Source organism: Oceanobacillus halotolerans (assembly GCF_010993955.1).
GTDB lineage: Bacteria > Bacillota > Bacilli > Bacillales > Amphibacillaceae > Oceanibacillus_A > Oceanibacillus_A halotolerans.
In genome coordinates this window covers 1-18,321 of sequence record NZ_WIXL01000016.1, presented here as the reverse complement: position 1 = coordinate 18,321, position 18,321 = coordinate 1, and the positions used below count along the sequence as shown (strand labels likewise).

Here is an 18,321-nt window from a genome sequence, read left to right as displayed (position 1 = left end):
ACAAGAATAGTACCACCATCTAAAGGGATGCTTTATATTCAATGAACCTACCATTAGTATGAAAAATAACCATATTAAAAAACCCGTTTAATCGGGTTTTTTCAGAAAAATTATTATTCATCTACATTATAACATATATTAGGACTATTTATTCAAAAAATACATTTAAAAATTGAGAGATTCCTAAATCAACTACAGCAAAAAACACTGCCACAAATGCTACTGTAGATATAACTGTAATCGTGTAGCTTGTTAGTTCTTTTCCCTTAGGCCAACTAACTTTTTTCATCTCTCGAGATACATTCTTTAAAAATGTAATTAATTTCACTCTTGTAAACCCCCAAACACCAGCTTTAGAGTTGCGGTTATTTATTTCGTTTCACGGTGCAACGTATGTTTTCCACAAGTCTTACAAAATTTCCGAACTTCTAAACGCGTTGATTGTGTGGATACATTTTTACTAGTTGTATAGTTTCTGCTAGAGCAAATTGCACACGCTAAGATTACTTTTTTATTCATTTTACAACACCCCACCTAGAGGGTTTTTTCTCATCTAAATGTAGCATGTCTTACTAGTTGTGTCAAATGCATGTCCATTATACTTCATTGGCTTCAATTAATTGTTCTAGTTTTCGTTTTACTCGTTGGAGCGCATTATCAATTGATTTTACATGTCGTTTTAAGTCTGCTGAAATCTCCTGATAAGAACGCCCGTCCAAATATAAATGTAAAACCTTCTTTTCTAACTCGCTTAATAATTCTGATAACTTGTCCTCCATATCACCATGTTTTTCACGATTTAAAAGGAGTTCTTGTGGATCAATCGCTTTCGATCCTGCTATGACATCTAATAAAGTTCGATCAGATTCCTCATCATAGATAGGCTTATCAAGGGAGATATATGAATTTAAAGGCATATGCTTTTGTCTTGTTGCCGTTTTTATTGCAGTAATAATTTGGCGAGTTATACAGAGCTCAGCAAATGCTTTGAAGGAAGATTGTTTTTCCTCATCATAGTCTCGTATTGCTTTGTAAAGTCCGATCATACCTTCTTGGATAATATCTTCTTTATCAGCACCGATTAAAAAATAAGTATGTGCCTTAGCACGTACAAAATTTCTATACTTTTGTATTAAAAAATCAAGTGCATGACTATTTCCTTGATGAATATGTTTTAAAATTTCATCATCTTCTAGTCTACTTAAGCATTTATTGTTTGCATCCATCTGCTTTACACTCACCAACATATCCCCCCTGTACACGCTGCTGTTAATATAGCATACATTATACCCTAAGCGTTTTAAATGAGTCAACGCTATTTGGATTTTTCGCATACTTTGTTGTTTCTGAATGTCGTATTTTTATAGATTGCGACGTAACTTAGTGCTTTTGATTTCCACTCCGAACAGTCGCTTTCACCAGGGGCATAAGTGCGACATCTGTTCAAACTATTCGTTTTCACAGTGTCTACTTTACCGCAGGCACGGCCTCAGCCTCCTCGGAAGAAAACCGCTTCCTGTGGGGTCTTCGGACACGTGCTATTCCTGCAGGAGTCGACTGTTCTCCGCTCCAATCAACTATTATTTTTAGCAACAGAAATGATAAGAATAAGGATAGCACAAAACTAGCGGAGGAAAACACGAAGACTCCTGCGGAAAAACGAGCCTAAGAGACCCAGCGGGCGAGGGTACGAATGAGGAGGCTCGTGGAGAGTCCGCGGAAAGCGAAGTGTATTTCCGTAGCGGTAATAAAAGCAAGCTAAAATTTACTTCGCAATTTGTATCAACGATTCATGAAGATTTATACTGTAAAAAGCAACAACTTTTTAGATAACTGCCTCTACTAAAACTAAAACTATTTATTACCACGGCGCCATTTTTCAAATTTTTCTCGGACATCTTCTTTTAATGGTATTCGTAATTGTGGCTGTGTTTTTTGGTGTGTTTCAATTTTTTCTCCTATGTTTCGTTCAATATTTTGCATTTCGATATAAAGCTCACGTGCGGATTTTCGTAGTGCACCCCTTCCAAAGATTGTACGTTGCTCTGCATAATCGGACGTTGCTACATACACCTTTGTTTGTACATTCATCAAAGTAGCAACTAGTCTTTCAATACATTCATCTGCTGTTTCGTTTTCCCTTGTAAAAATAACATCGACATTGTGCTCCTTATATTGGCTCTGGATCCCTTCTACATAATAAGCATCAAATACAATAATGACACGCTGTCCAGTATATGCTTTATACTCGGCCATTTGTTCAATCAATCGATCCCGAGCTTGTCCAATATCTTCTTCCTTTAATCGTTGTAATTCATCCCATGCACCAATAATGTTATAACCATCTACTACTAGTACGATCATTATGATTCACCTATTGGAAACCTTTTTCGATATACTTCATATAATAGCAAACTACAAGCAACAGATGCATTTAGTGACGAAACGTTTCCTCTCATTGGTAGACTAACTGTCCAATCACATGACTCCTTCACAAGTCTGCTCATCCCTTTCCCTTCATTGCCTATGACAACCGCAATTGGCAATGTTCCATCAAGTTCACGATAGTCTTCTGTTCCATCCGCTGCAGTTCCGACTACCCATACTTGTCGTTCTTTTAATTCTTTAATCGTATTAGCAATATTGGTAACACGCACCACTGGGATATGCTCCATTGCACCTACGGCTGTTTTGGCAACAGTAGCGGTTAATCCTACTGAACGCCTTTTTGGGATAATAACGCCATGAACTCCCGTTGCATCTGCGGTTCGTAAAATAGATCCTAAATTGTGTGGATCTTCTAATTCATCTAAAATGATAAAAAACGGATCTTCTTTTTGTTTTTCCGCCTTGGCAAATATGTCTTCTAGCGATGCATATTGATAGGAAGCTACATATGCAATAACACCTTGATGATTGCCATCTGCAACTTGGTCTAGCTTATGCTTGGGTACTTTTTGAACAACGGTATCAGCACCCTTAGCAAGGTGCTTTAATTTTCCAAAAAGTGACCCACTAACCCCTTCTGAAACGAGTACCTTATTAACAGATCGACCTGATTTTAATGCTTCCATTACAGGATTTCTTCCCATAATAATTTCTTGATCCATCTATTGCTGCCTCCTCTCAATACATTGCACCGCTCTTTCTAACAGTTCCATTAGCCGTTCTTGATTGTCAGATAAGTAGTGGTAGCCGATCAATGCTTCAAATGCTGTCCCGTAACGATAGGTTTGCACACTCGTATTTTTGGGTACGGATCCAGATTTCGCATTTCGCCCACGGCCTACCACGCCTTTTTCTTCTTCTGTTAAAAAATCATTTTCTAGCCATTCTAAAATAATGGTTGCCTGTGCTTTAGCAGATACATAGGTGACCGCTTGATTATGCAACTGATTTGGTTTTACTGTTCCAGCCTGAATTAAATGTTTTCTAACATGTAAGTCATAAACAGCATCACCTAAATAGGCTAGTGTTAAACTTTTTAGTTGCTTTACATCATTTTCTTTCATTAGCCTCGTTTCCACCTTGTGCCTTGTGGCGTATCTTCTAATATAATATTTTTTGCTTTCAATTCGTCCCGTATTTCGTCAGCCCGTGCAAATTGGCGGTTTTTTCTTGCCTCGTTACGCTCTTGGATTAATGATTCTACTTCCTCATCCAATAAGTCTGCTTCTTCTTCTAGTTGAATACCAAGAACATCTAATAAGCTTACAATCATCTCTTGGAATGCTTCTATAACAGCTGTAGAGGTTTGTTTAGCCTGTAAATAGACATTTGCTTCTTTCGTTAAATCAAATAAGACACTTATCGCATTCGCTGTGTTAAAGTCATCATCCATCTCATGTTCAAACTGTTTCTTCGCTGTATTTATTTTTGTAAGCCAGTCATCCGATTGATTAGAATCAGCAAGGTTTGTGCTTGCCTTTTTACGGTGTTCTAAATTATGATAGGCTGTTCGAATCCGTTCTAAACTGTTTTCAGCACTTTTTAATAGCTCTTCGGTAAAGTTGATTGGATTTCGATAATGAACACTCAACATGAAGAAACGTATCACTTGTGGATCATGCTTTTCTATCAATTCTCGGGTTAACACGAAATTACCAAGGGATTTGGACATTTTTTCATTATCAATATTAATATACCCATTATGCATCCAGTACCTTGCAAATGGTTTTCCTGTCATTGACTCTGATTGTGCTATTTCATTTTCGTGGTGTGGGAATGTAAGATCTTGGCCACCTGCATGAATGTCAATTGTTTCTGCCAAGTATTTCTTCGCCATTGCGGAGCATTCAATATGCCATCCTGGGCGACCTTGACCCCATGGAGATTCCCATGCTATTTCATTTGGCTTTGCCTTTTTCCAAAGCGCAAAATCTAATGGATCTTCTTTTTTCTCCCCAATTTGGATTCTTGCACCTGACCGTAGTTCATCGATTGATTGATGAGAAAGTTTCCCATATCCATCAAATGCTCTTGGTTTAAAATAAACATCTCCATCCGCTTCATAAGCATACCCATTATCAATTAATTTTTGGATAAAGGTAATGATATCTTCCATTGTCTCTGTTACACGAGGATTGTAAGTTGCAGGTTTTACACCTAGTGCATATACATCCTCTATATAGGCATCAATAAAACGATTTGCAATCCGTTCTACATCTTCTCCCATTTCATTGGCAGCATTAATAATTTTGTCATCAACATCAGTGAAATTTAGTACATAGTCCACTTGATAGCCTTTATATTCTAAATATCTCCGTACAGTATCAAAGACAATCGCAGGCCGAGCATTTCCGATATGAATATAGTTATATACAGTTGGCCCGCAAACATACATCATTACCTTATCATCGTTAATTGGTTGAAATGTTTCTTTTTCACGCGTTAATGTGTTATAGATGGTTATCGCCATGTTGCTCCCCTTCCTTTATCTTTTCAATTTCTACTTTTAACATATCAATTTCCTTCTGTAGTTGTGCACATCGATCAGCGACTGGATCTGGTATTTTATGATGATCCAGATCTCGTCTTACCTTTTTACCATTTTGGACTACTACTCTACCGGGAATACCGACAACAGTAGAATGGTCTGGTACATCGTGCAATACAACAGATCCACCCCCAACTTTTGAGCTTTCTCCAATTGTGATAGATCCTAACACTTTAGCACCAGTGGATATTAGTGCATTATCTTTAACGGTCGGGTGACGCTTTCCTTTCTCTTTCCCTGTTCCACCTAATGTTACGCCTTGAAACACCGTAACATTATCGCCAATTTCACAGGTTTCTCCAATGACAACACCCATCCCGTGATCAATAAAGAAACGTCTCCCTATTTTAGCACCTGGATGAATCTCAATTCCTGTGAAGAAACGACTTAACTGTGAGACAACTCGTGCTAAAAAGAATAATCGTCGTTTATATAGTCCATGTGCAATTCGGTGTGACCATACAGCATGTAATCCAGAATATGTTAAAAATACTTCTGTATATGTCCGGGCAGCGGGATCCTGCTCAAAGACAACATCCATATCTTCTTTTAACCGTTTAAATATCCCCATTTGTAACCCCTCCTTTGCCTTTGGTACTTCCAAGTGGATATTGGATTCACCACGGACTTAAATGAATTTTTAAAAATACGTGTAAAAAAAGCGTCTCTGTGTAGATATCACACAGAGACGCTTTTTTAGCGCGGTCCCACTCTGTTTGGAGGAGAATATTTATTACTATTATCCTCCCAACTTCTTCCTCTCATAACGGGAGAGTACCGCCGTTATGTACTAAAGTTCCATAACGGACTCCAAGGGGCACTTCAAAAATGATGCTTAAAATCACTCGCAGCCAAAGGTGATTCTCTCTGTGATAAGCCTTCATTTTCTACTTTTCCTTGTCATCGCTCATATATTTAAGCTCTTTTCCCATTCTTGTTGTTTTTTAATGTCTCATCTTCTATAGATTGCGACGTAAGTTAAGGCGATGTATAGAGTGTTTATCCGCTCTGGAAATACACTTCGCTTTCACCAGGGGCATAAGTGCCCGTGGTGAAAGCGACTGTCCGAAGCGGAAATCAACGACGCAATTTACATCAACTATGCATTAAGCTATATAGTTGAGCAACAATCTTTTAGAAAACAGCCTATATTTATTTATTACTATATTACATATCAAATGGAATGTGAATCGTTAAGCACCTAATTCTTTCAGGATCGCATCCAATCGATTTAGAATTCGATCTTTGCCTAAAAGTTCAATTGCTAACGGTAGTTCGGGTCCATGGGTTTGACCAGTTGTTGCAACACGAATTGGCATAAATAGTTTCTTCCCACGATGGCCAGTTTCCTTCTGCGTTGCTTTAATCTCTGCTTTAATGGTGTCTTTATTGAACTCATATAAGTGGATTAACTTATCTGTGAAAACTTGTAATACCTCTGGAACCTGTTCCCCTTTGAGCACTTCCATTGCATCATTTTCGTAGGTAATAGATTCCTTAAAGAACATCTCGGTTAGCTCTACAATTTCCGCACCGTAGCGTAACTGTTCTTTGTATAAGCCAATAACCCGTTCTGCCCATTCCCTCGTTTCCTCATCCATATTTTCTGGTAGTTTTCCTGCCTTAATTAAATGTGGCATGGTTAAATCAATGATCGACTCTAGGTCGCGGTCTTTAATATAAACATTGTTCATCCATTTTAATTTTTGTGGATCAAAAATTGCTGCTGATGTCGATAAACGATCTGGATCAAAAATGTCAATCAAGGTTTCCTTATCAAAAATTTCCTCTTCCCCAACCGGTGACCAGCCTAGTAAGGTAATAAAATTAAACATTGTCTCTGGTAAGTATCCTAAATCACGGTATTGTTCAATGAATTGCACAATATGCTCATCACGTTTACTTAGCTTTTTACGATCCTCGTTTAAAATCAAGGTCATATGACCAAATTGTGGTGGAGTCCAATCAAATGCTTCATAAATCATCATTTGTTTTGGCGTATTGGAAATATGCTCTTCACCACGAAGCACATGAGAGATCTTCATCATATGGTCATCAATCGCTACTGCAAAATTGTACGTTGGTATCCCATTTTTCTTCACAATAACCCAATCACCAAAATCACTCGATTCAAAGGTAATATTTCCTCGTACCATATCATGAAACGTATACGTACGATTAGCTGGAACACGTAAACGGATACTTGGTTTACGACCTTCTTTTTCAAACTGCTCACACTGCTCTTTTGTTAAATCACGATGTGCACCAGAATATTTTGGAACTTGTCCTTTTGCTCGTTGTTCCTCTCGCTCTGCTTCCAACTCTTCCTCCGTCATATAACATTTATAAGCTAAATTACGTTCTAGCAATTCATCGACATACTTTTGATAGATATCTAAACGCTCGGTTTGACGATATGGACCGTATTCTCCTCCAATGTCAGCACCCTCATCCCATTCAATTCCAAGCCATTTTAGAAATTTTAGCTGACTTTCTTCTCCACCTTCTACATTTCGTTTATCATCGGTATCCTCTGTACGAATAATAAATTTCCCGTTAAAATGTCTAGCATATAAATAGTTAAATAGTGCAGTACGCGCATTTCCAATATGTAATTGACCTGTTGGGCTAGGCGCATATCGTACACGAACTTCATTTGTCATGACAATGTTCCCCTTCCTTTATAAGGCTATGTATAGTGTACACGTATCTTTACGTTTGATATACTGTCATTTTCTAAAAGATACTTTTTTACCAGTATAACAAAAAGTGATAACATTTTTTAGTTATCACTTTTCATATCCCCTTATGTTATATCGTTTTTATAAAGCTTTTTCAAGTAATTTTGGTTTTGCAAATATCATTCGACCTGCTGATGTTTGTAAAACACTTGTTATTAATACCTCAATTGTTTTGCCAATATAGTCTCTACCTTCTTCTACCACGATCATTGTTCCATCATCTAAATAGGCAATGCCTTGATTCTGTTCTTTACCATCTTTTATAACATGAACCATTAGTTCTTCTCCAGGGAGTACTACAGGTTTTACTGCATTGGCTAAATCATTTATATTAAGCACAGGTACACTTTGAAGATCACATACCTTATTTAAATTAAAATCATTTGTAACCACAATTCCATTGATTACTTTTGCCAATTTAATCAGTTTGCTGTCTACTTCATTAATCTCTTCAAAATCACCTTCATAAATCTCTACTTTTACTGGTAATTCCTTTTGAATTCGATTTAGCACATCTAGTCCACGACGACCTCTATTGCGTTTTAATACGTCTGAAGAATCCGCAATATGTTGCAATTCCCCTAACACAAATTGTGGGATGACAATCGTGCCTTCTAAGAAGTTTGTCTGGCAAATGTCTGCAATACGCCCGTCAATAATAACACTAGTATCTAATATTTTAGCTTTTGGTACTGGAACATCTACATCTTCACTTGCGACAGCTTTCTTTTTATCTTTTTCTTTACGATTAATATTTAATAAATTTACAAATTCGTCTCGGCGTCTAAACCCGACTTGAAATCCAAAATAACCTAATAAAACCGTTAAAAATAGTGGAATCACTTGTGAAACCAATTTAATTTCAATGTCTGTTAACGGGATGTTAATTAAAAAAGCAGTTACTAATCCAATAATTAAACCTAAACTACCAAAAAATAGATCACCAACCGGAACCTTTATAAGTGCCTCTTCTATCCAACGCAATAGTCCAACAATATAATCTGTAATCCAAAACGTTAAAAGGAAGATTATAATTGCACCTACAACTGAACCTAAGTATGGCGATGCTACCCAGTTCGCATCTGTAAAATCTAACATTCTTACAATATCTGGCATATATAAATATCCAATAGTACCACCAGCTACTATAAAAAATAAGTGCACAATTTTTTTCAGCACCACCTTCACCTCCTACGCGTTATTATTGCCAACCTTATGAAAAATAATCGCTTTTATTAGAAAAACTCTTATTCGCTCGTCCTTAGCGAATGTGTCGTTTTTCTTATACTTGGGACATTAAAATTTTAACCAGGTCGAATCCACCTCTTAGCTAAAATTTTATACTTTCCTAACGTGTAAAAATTAGAAAACTTGGCATTCGCCAAGCCTTTATTGGTGAATGCCTTAGTTGCACTTATGCAGTAGGAAAATTTTTATACTTTCCTAACTGCTAAAAATGGATAATATCATTTAAATCATAGCATAGCAACTAGTTTGAGTCAAATGAGCAAACAAAAAATTATATCATACTATAATATTAATGTCAATTCATTAATATCAGAAATCGAACTATTTTTTCAATATAGGATTATCTAATAATAGCCACTTCCATTGCATCTTGAACCGTGTTCACACCAATTACTTGTATATTAGTTGGTATCGTCCACCCATCTAAATTCTTCTCTGGACAAATTACTCGGTTAAATCCTAGTTTTGCTGCTTCTTGTACTCTTTGTTCAATCCGTGATACTCGTCTTATTTCACCAGTTAATCCAACCTCTCCGATAATGATATCATCTGGCTTTGTTGGTTGATCTCGAAAACTAGAGGTAATGCTAACGGCAATAGCTAGGTCAATGGCTGGCTCATCTAATTTGACGCCACCAGCTACTTTGATATAAGCATCTTGATTTTGCAACATTAGACCTGCACGTTTCTCTAATACAGCCATTAATAACGGAACTCGATTCGTATCAATACCTGTAGCCATTCGTCTAGGGTTTCCAAAGCTGGTCGGTGAAATAAGTGCTTGAATTTCTACTAAAACTGGTCTCGTTCCCTCCATAGAGGCAACAACCGTTGAACCAGCAGCACCATGTGGGCGTTCCTCTAAAAAAATTTCAGATGGGTTTAACACTTCCCGTAACCCCTCTTCTTTCATTTCAAAAATACCCATCTCATTGGTACTACCAAAACGATTTTTTACGCCACGTAAAATTCGATACGTGTGATGTCTTTCTCCTTCAAAATAAAGAACTGCATCTACCATATGTTCCAACATACGTGGTCCCGCTATTGCACCTTCTTTTGTAACGTGACCGACAATAAAAATAGGGATACCATTCGACTTTGCTACCCTCATTAGCTCACTTGTACATTCACGTACCTGTGAAACACTTCCTGGTGCACTTGTTATCTCTTCTCGAAAAATGGTTTGGATAGAATCAATGACAACAAACGATGGTTTTATTTGTTCAATCTGTGTGACTATATCCAATAGATTAGTCTCTGCTAGTACATATAATGAATCCGATTGTACACCTAATCGATCTGCTCTCAATTTTGTTTGTCTCGTTGATTCCTCACCTGAAATATAAAGTACTGAAAGATTCTTATCCGCTAGTTGGGATGAGATTTGTAATAACAATGTTGATTTGCCTATACCAGGATCACCACCTATTAAAACTAACGAACCTGGTACAACCCCACCACCTAATACTCGATTAAATTCTTTCATCTTTGTAGTCATTCGAGGTTCTTTTTGGGACTCGACTTCAGTAATTTTTTCGGGTTTTGTTACTCTTTTTGTACCACTTCCTAATGTATGCCGTTGATTGGTGTTCGATGCTTCCAATTCTTCAACTAGTGTATTCCAGTTATTACACCCAGGGCATTTGCCCATCCATTTAGCTGATTCATAGCCACATTCTTGACAGACATACTTTGTTTTTCGTTTTGCCATATAATCCTCTACCCTTTCTATCATATCTATTATTGTATACGAATGCCATATCACATAGGTTACAAATTTCTATTATTTTGTCCTTAAAAATTCCATAATTCTGCCACATAAATATAGACAGCTATTAATGAATCACTTCAGTATGGAATTCATGTTTATTGTACCATTGATTCTATTGAATTAATGCATCTAAAAGTGAAACTTCAATCAGTGGGGGTTTCTTCCTCCCCACTGATTGTTAGTTGAACGAATCGGACATTTACGGGCAGTTTGATCCCCCACTTATCTTTCTTGGATCTCCTTGAAATCTTGGAGTGGGGGTCTTACTGCCCGTTACATGCGGGATAAAGAATAGCTGTTTTCTATAACCTTGCGACTTTTCACACCCTATTTTGAGTGAGAAGTTTTATTTAACAATTTGTATAAATTGCGACGTAAAATGGTAGTATAGCAATCGCTACTACCGCTCCGGAAAAACACTTCGCTTTCCACGGACTCCCACGAGCCTCCGTTGCGAAACCCACACTGCGGGGTCTCTTAGGCTCGTTTCGACGAATAGGACGTTCTAGTGTCGGCATTGGTCACAGGACGTGACCGTTTTTAGCCGCCGACGTAGGAGTCTTCGTGTTTTTACTCCGCTTATTTGTGCTATTCTAACTCGTGTCATTTATATTGCTAACACGATAGTTGTTTGGAGCGTAGGACAGTCGACTCCTGCAGGAACAGCACGTGTCCGAAGACCTGAGTAGGAAGTGGTCTTCTTCCGATGTCTAGCTTCAGCGCCTACCCCCTCGAGGTCTTAAGTCAATCCTCATTACGCGCAAAAAGCGCCACGCCGAGGCTCGGCTTAAGCTTGGCAGATAAGAAAAACTTTCTTACTGCATAAGTGCAACTAAGGCTTTCGCCACTTGGCGAAAAGCCAAGTTTTCTAATCGGGGGTGACCAAGGCGCTTTTAGCTTTTCTAAAGAGGAGGCTTAGGCCGTGCCTGCGTTGAAGAAGACACTGTGAAAACGAATAGTTTGAACAGATGTCGCACTTATGCCCATGGTGAAAGCGTAGTGTTTTTCCGAAGCGAGTGATTGCACTATCATAATATCAAGTTACGTCGCAATTTACATCAACTCCGATGGTAAGGAAACAACATAATATCTAAAAAAAGCAAAAGAAAAGCTAGAAGGAAGTTCGTCCCTTCTAGCTTGCAAAATGAACATTACTTATTATGGTAATACGATAAATTCGCCCTTGTTGTTTAGACCAATCTTCACTTTTTGACCTTTGGCAATTGTTTCTTTTAACAGTTCTTCAGACAATAAATCCTCAATATTTTTCTGAATCGATCTACGTAATGGACGAGCACCATATTCAGGCTCAAACCCTTCATTGGCAATTTTGTCAATCGCTTTATCTGTTAGCGTAAACTCAATATCTTGTTCTTTTAACCGTCGCTGCAACTGTTCAACCATTAGTGTCACAATATTTTTCATATGTTTCTTTTCCAGTGAATGGAACACAATGGTTTCATCAATTCGATTTAGGAATTCTGGGCGGAATGCTTTTTTCAATTCCTCCATTACTTTTGATTTCATATCTTTATAATCTTGATCCCCATCATCTAACGTAAACCCTACGTATTTATTCCGCTTTAATTCACTTGCACCAACATTTGATGTCATGATTAAAACAGTATTACGAAAGTCAACAACGCGTCCTTTCGAGTCCGTTAATCTTCCATCCTCTAACACCTGAAGTAAAATATTAAACACTTCTGGATGTGCTTTTTCAATTTCGTCAAGTAGTACGACAGAATATGGTTTTGTCCGGACCTTTTCCGTTAATTGACCACCTTCATCATATCCAACATAACCTGGTGGCGATCCAACTAATCGAGAGGTCGAATGTTTTTCCATATACTCAGACATATCAATTCGAATCATCGCATCTTCATCTTCAAACATAGCTTCTGCTAATGCTCGAGCAAGCTCTGTTTTTCCTACCCCTGTAGGTCCTAAGAAGATAAAGGAGCCAATTGGTCGTTTTGGATCTTTCAATCCAGCACGTGCACGACGGATTGCTTTGGATACAGCATTAACCGCTTCCTCTTGGCCGATTACACGACTATGGAGAATCTCTTCCATGTTTAACAAGCGATCACTTTCGTCTTTTGTTAATTTCGAGACTGGCACACCCGTCCATGTAGATACAACACTTGCGATATCTTCTACCGTAACTTTAGAATCCTGTTGTCCTTGCTTTTCTTTCCATTTCGTCTTTGTGGATTCTAGTTCCTCTCGCAAGCGTTGTTCCGAATCACGTAAGGATGCAGCCTTTTCAAACTCCTGACTTTGTACAGCAGCATCTTTTTCTTTCTTTACTTCTTCTAGTTTTTCTTCTAGTTCTTTTAAATTTGGTGGAATGGTATAAGAACGTAAACGTACTTTGGAGCCTGCTTCATCAATTAAGTCAATTGCTTTATCTGGTAAAAAACGATCTGTAATATATCGATCCGATAGATGAGCAGCTGCTTCGATTGCTTCATCTGTTATCGACACACGGTGATGTGCCTCATAACGATCTCGTAACCCTTGCAAAATTTGCATTGTTTCTTCCAGTGTTGGTTCATCCACTTGGATAGGTTGAAATCTTCGTTCTAATGCCGCATCTTTTTCTATATATTTCCGATATTCATCTAAAGTGGTTGCACCAATACACTGTAATTCACCACGTGCTAACGATGGTTTTAAAATATTAGAAGCATCTATTGCACCTTCTGCACCACCAGCACCAATTAAGGTGTGTAATTCATCGATAAATAGAATAATATTCCCTGCTTGGCGAATTTCCTCCATTACCTTTTTCAACCGATCCTCAAACTCACCACGATATTTTGTACCTGCAACAACCGTTCCCATATCTAGTGTCATAACCCGCTTATCACGGAGAATCTCTGGTATTTCATTTGATACAATTTTTTGTGCTAGCCCTTCCGCAACAGCTGTTTTCCCAACACCAGGTTCCCCAATTAAAACAGGATTATTTTTCGTACGACGACTTAATACTTGAATCACTCGATCAATTTCTGAAGATCGTCCAATAACTGGGTCGATATTGCCTTCTTTAGCACTTACCGTTAAATCTCTAGCAAGTGAGTCTAATGTCGGTGTATTAGCACTACTAGATGCCTGATTACGACCTTGGCGACCTGCTTGTGATTCATTACTACCTAACAATTGTAGCACTTGCTGTCTTGCTTTATTTAAACTAATACCCAGATTATTTAACACACGAGCGGCAACACCTTCTCCCTCACGGATTAACCCTAAGAGAATATGTTCAGTGCCCACATAGGAATGTCCAAGCTTTCTTGCTTCATCTTGAGATAATTCCACAACCTTTTTGGCACGAGGAGTATAATGAATCGTCTGCATTGGCTTTTTGCCAACTCCGATTAGCTTCTCCACTTCTTCTTGAATTTTCGAAATCTCAAGACCAAACGTTTCTAGGGCTTTTGCCGCAATACCTTCTCCTTCACGTACTAGGCCTAGTAAAATATGTTCTGTTCCAATATTATTATGTCCAAGCCGAACGGCCTCTTCTTGCGATAATGCTAACACCTTTTGTGCTCTTTCTGTAAAACGTCCAAACATCATATGCATATCCTCCTACTATTTTTCTAATTGGATCCGCTCACGAATAAGTGATGCGCGTAATATATCTCGCTCATTTGATGTTAATGACTTTTTCGCATATTGTTGTAGGAATCCTGGCTGTGTTAGGACCATTAACTCATTTAATATATTCCGCTTTATATCATCTATAAAACCTAAATCTATTCCCAATCGAACATTAGATAAACATTTTGCAGCCTCTTTTGATTCTATAATACGGCTATATTTTAAAATACCATATGAACGGTAGATATGATCTTCCATTCTTGTACTAGATTGATCCATCAACCGCTGTCTTGCTTTCCGTTCATGATCAATAAGTTGTCGCACAACACTTTCTAAATCCTCTACAATATCAGACTCTGATTTACCTAGCGTAATTTGATTTGAAATTTGGAAAATATTTCCTACCGCATCGCTACCTTCTCCATAAATCCCACGTACGACAAGTCCTAGTTGATTGATGGCAGGAATCATACGGTTTATTTGTTGGGTCATCGTTAATGCGGGTAAATGCATCATAACAGAAGCGCGCATTCCAGTTCCCACATTAGTTGGACAACTTGTTAAATAACCTCTTGACTCATCGAATGCATAGTCTACTTTTTCCTCTAACCAATCATCAAATTCAAATGCTTTTTCCAACGCTTTATTTAATTGAAATCCAGGAAAATACAGCTGCATCCGAATATGATCCTCTTCATTTATCATAACAGATACCTGTTCATTCTTAGAAATCAACGAAGCTGCATATTTTGACTTTTCAGCTAGGTGAGGACTAATTAAATGTTTTTCTACTAACACACGTTTTTCAATAGGGGATAAATCTTCAATTGGGATAAATTCAAAATCCTTATAATCCTGAAATGAAGCATGTGTATATTCCTGTTCAAAGAATTGGTGAATCCTATTCAGGTCAGCTTCCTCTGCAATAATAGGAAATGAAACTTGTGCAAAGTTTCGTGCTAAGCGAATTCGACTACTTAGTACGATATCACTGTCAGGACCGTCCTCTCTCATCCAAGGGCTAATTGCCTCATTCATAAACTGTTGTAATGTCATGAATTATCACCCGCCTCTTTATCTTTCATCTCAGCTTGTAATTCCTTAATTTTATCGCGTATTTTTGCCGCTTCTTCAAAGGCTTCGTCTGCAATGAGCTGTTGTAAATTTGCTTTATACTCCTGTACTTGTTTCTTTAGATGCAAATTGCCACCTTTTCGTTTTGGAATTTTCCCATGATGTTTTGTATTTCCACTATGCACTCTACGAAAAATAGGATCTAATCGACCAGCAAACGTATGATAACATTCTGCACAACCAAATTTCCCAACTCGTTTAAACTCCGATAAAGTCATTTCACATTTCGGACATTGCAACTCATCTTTTTTCGTGAAAGAAGACTCTTGTTGACTTCCCATTTGGGATGAATCAAAATTAAAAAGCCCAGATAATAAATGATGAAGTGAATATCCTTCTTCAGGATAAGTCATATATCCTTTTTCTTTAGCACATACCTCACAAACATGAACTTCTGTTTTATTTCCATTAATGACCTGAGTGAAATGTAGTGTAGCTGGGCGTTTTTGGCATTCTTGGCATTCCATAACGATGGCTCCCCCTCTCACTTCTTTAAGTATTTAAGTGTTGTTAACATGGATGTTAAAATCCGTGCTCGTACTTCATCACGTAACGGTAATTGAAAAGCAAGTGTACTTCTATCTAATGCACTTAGCATTAGTTTTGCCTCTCTTTCGGTGATGATCTTTTCTTCTAATAATCGATCAAGAACGTCCACAGATGCATGTTGTGTTACCTTTGGATTTATCATTTCAATAATTTCGTCTATCAATTTTGCCTTATCTTGATGGGTGATACGACTGATTCGGATATAACCCCCACCGCCACGTTTACTTTCTACTATATACCCTTTTTCCACAGTGAAACGTGTTTTAATCACATAATTTATTTGGGAAGGGACACATTGGAATTGATCTGCAATTTCGCTCCGCTTTATTTCAATAGCATTATGCCCACCTGACTCTAATACTTTTTTTAAATATTGTTCTATAATATCAGATATATTGCCCATGAGCCTCCTCCTCTGCCTGCAGGGAATTGTATGAATGATATAAATGCCTTTGACTTTGACTATCTTTGACTTTACTTTTATTATACGCGAAATGCTTGCAGATGCAACTAATTATTCTTCTTTTATTGTTGACAATTCCTTTAAAAACAAAACATAAACTTTCATTACCGATTTACTTAATTACGTTCCGCTACATGTTTTACAAGGTTGACGTTCGACAATCTCTCAAAAAGAACAACCTTGTTAACGGAAGTATTATAGTCAATTTTCAGATGGATATGTCGTAAATCATTCTCCACATTCTCCACTTCCACTTGCTTAATGGCCAAAGAATGGTCCTCCACAACAGCAATTAACTCTTTTACTTTTAAATTAGACAGTGCAACAACTGTGATAAATAAACTGGAACGATTCTTTCTAACAACTCTTTCAAAATTATTTAGGAATACAAGACTTAGTAAAATAATGAGGGTAGTAAACACTGCAGTGGCGTACATCCCAACTCCAACTACCAATCCTAAACCAGCAACCGTCCAAATTGAAGCAGCTGTCGTTAGACCACGTATTGTCATTCCATTAACGATGATTGTACCAGCACCAAGAAACCCTATACCACTAATAACATAAGATGGAATTCTCGCAGGATCAAACCGTACCTGATCATATTTATCAATAAACATCTCAAATCCATATAACGACAGTAACATCATTAAACAAGCACCAACACCAACTAATATATGTGTGCGGAACCCTGCTGAGTGATTTTTCAATTCCCTTTCAAATCCAATTAAGCCAGATAAGACTAAGGCTATTAAAATACGGACCATAGCAATTACAAAATAATCATCTATAAAATAATTATTCAGAAATTGTTCCATACTATCTCGAACCCCCCCTACCTATTTATATATATTATTTTCTTAAGGTTATATGTAAGGTGCTCTGCAATTTTTTGGCATGTTGAAACATTTATTAAAATTTTAGCAACGTCGAGTTTACTTCTTGGTTGAAATTTTATACTTTCCTAACGTTGAACAAAAGCTAGAAACGCCTTTATCACCCCCGATTAGAAAACTTGGCTTGTCGCCAAGTGGCGAAAGCCTTAGTTGCACTTATGCAGTAAGTGGTTTCTTATCTGCCAAGCATAAGCCAAGCCTCGACGTGGCGTTTTTTGCCACAAAGATGATTGACTTATGACCTCGAGGGGGTAGGCGCTGTAGTTGGACGTGGCCTTTCCTATATAAGACGTAATGAGGCCAACTTTTTATACCTTTTTAGAAAACTTGGCATTTGCCAAACCTATTATGACGAAAGGCCTATTTGAACTTACGGCATGCCAGTATTTCGGAGAGAACCAACATCTCCGTTTTCGATTAGCATTTCACCGCTACCCACACCTCATTCCCGAATTTTTCTACATACGTGTGCAATAGAAAAGCTTATAACTTCCAGCTACTAAAAATTTACGTAACAACTACTACCCATACGCAAAAGCCAATTAGCAGGAGTGGAGTTACGTGTATATAAATCATAACATGGATGTTAGAAGAAATGATTAGGACTAGTGTACTGTGCCTAAATGCTAGAGTGAAATTTCACTTTAGGGGTCACCACTTTCACGGGTTGGTCATCTATAATGGATGAACATAAAGAAAAAAGGATATAGCAGCTATTAACGAAGGGACACGTTAACTCATTGACATATTATCAAACTAACTAAAAGATAATTGTTGCTATTAAATTGAATTTAATGTAAAAAAAACTAAGGTACAAGTTTTGTACCTTAGTTTTTTCGTCGCCTGGCGGCGTCCTACTCTCGCAGGGGCAAAGCCCCAACTACCATCGGCGCTGGAGAGCTTAACTT

16 protein-coding genes and 1 other annotated feature are annotated in these 18,321 nt (G+C 37.7%); all 16 genes read right to left on the bottom strand.

Going from position 1 to position 18,321, the window contains the following annotated elements; translation table 11 throughout:
• Positions 1 to 148 precede the first annotated feature (148 nt).
• The 16 genes from secE to GHC26_RS14190 all read right to left on the bottom strand — a co-directional run bounded on the left by secE (position 149) and on the right by GHC26_RS14190 (position 17,335).
• Positions 149 to 328 (bottom strand): preprotein translocase subunit SecE, encoded by a 180-nt coding sequence (gene secE, locus GHC26_RS14265; protein WP_163971929.1) that lies wholly within the window; start codon positions 326 to 328, stop codon positions 149 to 151.
• Between the two features lie 41 nt (positions 329 to 369).
• Entirely contained in the window at positions 370 to 519 is a 150-nt protein-coding gene (gene rpmG / locus GHC26_RS14260; protein ID WP_163971928.1) for a 50S ribosomal protein L33, read from the bottom strand.
• Between the two features lie 77 nt (positions 520 to 596).
• Positions 597 to 1,226, bottom strand: a complete 630-nt coding sequence (sigH, locus tag GHC26_RS14255) for an RNA polymerase sporulation sigma factor SigH (RefSeq protein ID WP_404821799.1) — start codon at positions 1,224 to 1,226, stop codon at positions 597 to 599.
• Between the two features lie 628 nt (positions 1,227 to 1,854).
• Positions 1,855 to 2,364, bottom strand: coding sequence for an NYN domain-containing protein (locus GHC26_RS14250; protein ID WP_163971926.1), 510 nt, complete (start codon positions 2,362 to 2,364; stop codon positions 1,855 to 1,857).
• Positions 2,364 to 3,110, bottom strand: a complete 747-nt coding sequence (gene rlmB / locus GHC26_RS14245) for a 23S rRNA (guanosine(2251)-2'-O)-methyltransferase RlmB (protein WP_163971925.1) — start codon at positions 3,108 to 3,110, stop codon at positions 2,364 to 2,366. Before rlmB ends, GHC26_RS14250 begins: the two co-directional genes overlap by 1 nt.
• Positions 3,111 to 3,512 carry a Mini-ribonuclease 3 gene (locus GHC26_RS14240; RefSeq protein ID WP_163971924.1) on the bottom strand — a complete coding sequence of 134 codons (402 nt, stop codon included), beginning with the start codon at positions 3,510 to 3,512 and terminating at the stop codon, positions 3,111 to 3,113.
• The gene (cysS, locus tag GHC26_RS14235; protein ID WP_163971923.1) at positions 3,512 to 4,918 is read right to left on the bottom strand and encodes a cysteine--tRNA ligase; all 1,407 of its coding nucleotides are present in this window, start codon (positions 4,916 to 4,918) and stop codon (positions 3,512 to 3,514) included. Before cysS ends, GHC26_RS14240 begins: the two co-directional genes overlap by 1 nt.
• A complete protein-coding gene (gene cysE / locus GHC26_RS14230; protein ID WP_163971922.1) occupies positions 4,899 to 5,567 on the bottom strand; it encodes a serine O-acetyltransferase in 669 nt (222 codons plus the stop codon). Before cysE ends, cysS begins: the two co-directional genes overlap by 20 nt.
• A 110-nt stretch (positions 5,568 to 5,677) precedes the next feature.
• Positions 5,678 to 5,909 (bottom strand) — a binding site (T-box leader).
• Positions 5,910 to 6,189: 280 nt separating this feature from the next.
• Positions 6,190 to 7,659, bottom strand: coding sequence for a glutamate--tRNA ligase (gltX, locus tag GHC26_RS14225; protein ID WP_163971921.1), 1,470 nt, complete (start codon positions 7,657 to 7,659; stop codon positions 6,190 to 6,192).
• A gap of 159 nt (positions 7,660 to 7,818) precedes the next feature.
• Positions 7,819 to 8,916, bottom strand: a complete 1,098-nt coding sequence (locus GHC26_RS14220) for a PIN/TRAM domain-containing protein (RefSeq protein ID WP_163971920.1) — start codon at positions 8,914 to 8,916, stop codon at positions 7,819 to 7,821.
• 409 nt (positions 8,917 to 9,325) lie between these two features.
• A complete protein-coding gene (gene radA, locus GHC26_RS14215) occupies positions 9,326 to 10,699 on the bottom strand; it encodes a DNA repair protein RadA (protein ID WP_163971919.1) in 1,374 nt (457 codons plus the stop codon).
• A gap of 1,218 nt (positions 10,700 to 11,917) precedes the next feature.
• A complete protein-coding gene (gene clpC / locus GHC26_RS14210) occupies positions 11,918 to 14,347 on the bottom strand; it encodes an ATP-dependent protease ATP-binding subunit ClpC (protein WP_163971918.1) in 2,430 nt (809 codons plus the stop codon).
• 15 nt (positions 14,348 to 14,362) lie between these two features.
• Entirely contained in the window at positions 14,363 to 15,427 is a 1,065-nt protein-coding gene (locus tag GHC26_RS14205; RefSeq protein ID WP_163971917.1) for a protein arginine kinase, read from the bottom strand.
• On the bottom strand, positions 15,424 to 15,972 hold the full coding sequence (locus tag GHC26_RS14200; RefSeq protein ID WP_163971916.1) for a UvrB/UvrC motif-containing protein: 549 nt from the start codon (positions 15,970 to 15,972) through the stop codon (positions 15,424 to 15,426). The genes GHC26_RS14205 and GHC26_RS14200 overlap by 4 nt, the downstream gene beginning before the upstream one ends.
• 17 nt (positions 15,973 to 15,989) lie before the next feature.
• Complete coding sequence (locus GHC26_RS14195) at positions 15,990 to 16,457, bottom strand: CtsR family transcriptional regulator (protein WP_163971915.1); 468 nt, start codon at positions 16,455 to 16,457, stop codon at positions 15,990 to 15,992.
• Between the two features lie 176 nt (positions 16,458 to 16,633).
• On the bottom strand, positions 16,634 to 17,335 hold the full coding sequence (locus tag GHC26_RS14190) for an MgtC/SapB family protein (protein WP_163971914.1): 702 nt from the start codon (positions 17,333 to 17,335) through the stop codon (positions 16,634 to 16,636).
• Positions 17,336 to 18,321 lie beyond the last annotated feature (986 nt).

What these genes read in the sequence shown, in the direction of transcription:
- rpmG (WP_163971928.1), bottom strand. Translation starts at nt 519, where the DNA reads ATGAATAAAAAAGTAATCTTAGCGTGTGCAATTTGCTCTAGCAGAAAC.
- sigH (WP_404821799.1), bottom strand. Translation starts at nt 1,226, where the DNA reads ATGGATGCAAACAATAAATGCTTAAGTAGACTAGAAGATGATGAAATT.
- GHC26_RS14250 (WP_163971926.1), bottom strand. Translation starts at nt 2,364, where the DNA reads ATGATCGTACTAGTAGTAGATGGTTATAACATTATTGGTGCATGGGAT.
- rlmB (WP_163971925.1), bottom strand. Translation starts at nt 3,110, where the DNA reads ATGGATCAAGAAATTATTATGGGAAGAAATCCTGTAATGGAAGCATTA.
- GHC26_RS14240 (WP_163971924.1), bottom strand. Translation starts at nt 3,512, where the DNA reads ATGAAAGAAAATGATGTAAAGCAACTAAAAAGTTTAACACTAGCCTAT.
- cysS (WP_163971923.1), bottom strand. Translation starts at nt 4,918, where the DNA reads ATGGCGATAACCATCTATAACACATTAACGCGTGAAAAAGAAACATTT.
- cysE (WP_163971922.1), bottom strand. Translation starts at nt 5,567, where the DNA reads ATGGGGATATTTAAACGGTTAAAAGAAGATATGGATGTTGTCTTTGAG.
- gltX (WP_163971921.1), bottom strand. Translation starts at nt 7,659, where the DNA reads ATGACAAATGAAGTTCGTGTACGATATGCGCCTAGCCCAACAGGTCAA.
- radA (WP_163971919.1), bottom strand. Translation starts at nt 10,699, where the DNA reads ATGGCAAAACGAAAAACAAAGTATGTCTGTCAAGAATGTGGCTATGAA.
- clpC (WP_163971918.1), bottom strand. Translation starts at nt 14,347, where the DNA reads ATGATGTTTGGACGTTTTACAGAAAGAGCACAAAAGGTGTTAGCATTA.
- GHC26_RS14205 (WP_163971917.1), bottom strand. Translation starts at nt 15,427, where the DNA reads ATGACATTACAACAGTTTATGAATGAGGCAATTAGCCCTTGGATGAGA.
- GHC26_RS14200 (WP_163971916.1), bottom strand. Translation starts at nt 15,972, where the DNA reads ATGGAATGCCAAGAATGCCAAAAACGCCCAGCTACACTACATTTCACT.
- GHC26_RS14195 (WP_163971915.1), bottom strand. Translation starts at nt 16,457, where the DNA reads ATGGGCAATATATCTGATATTATAGAACAATATTTAAAAAAAGTATTA.
- GHC26_RS14190 (WP_163971914.1), bottom strand. Translation starts at nt 17,335, where the DNA reads ATGGAACAATTTCTGAATAATTATTTTATAGATGATTATTTTGTAATT.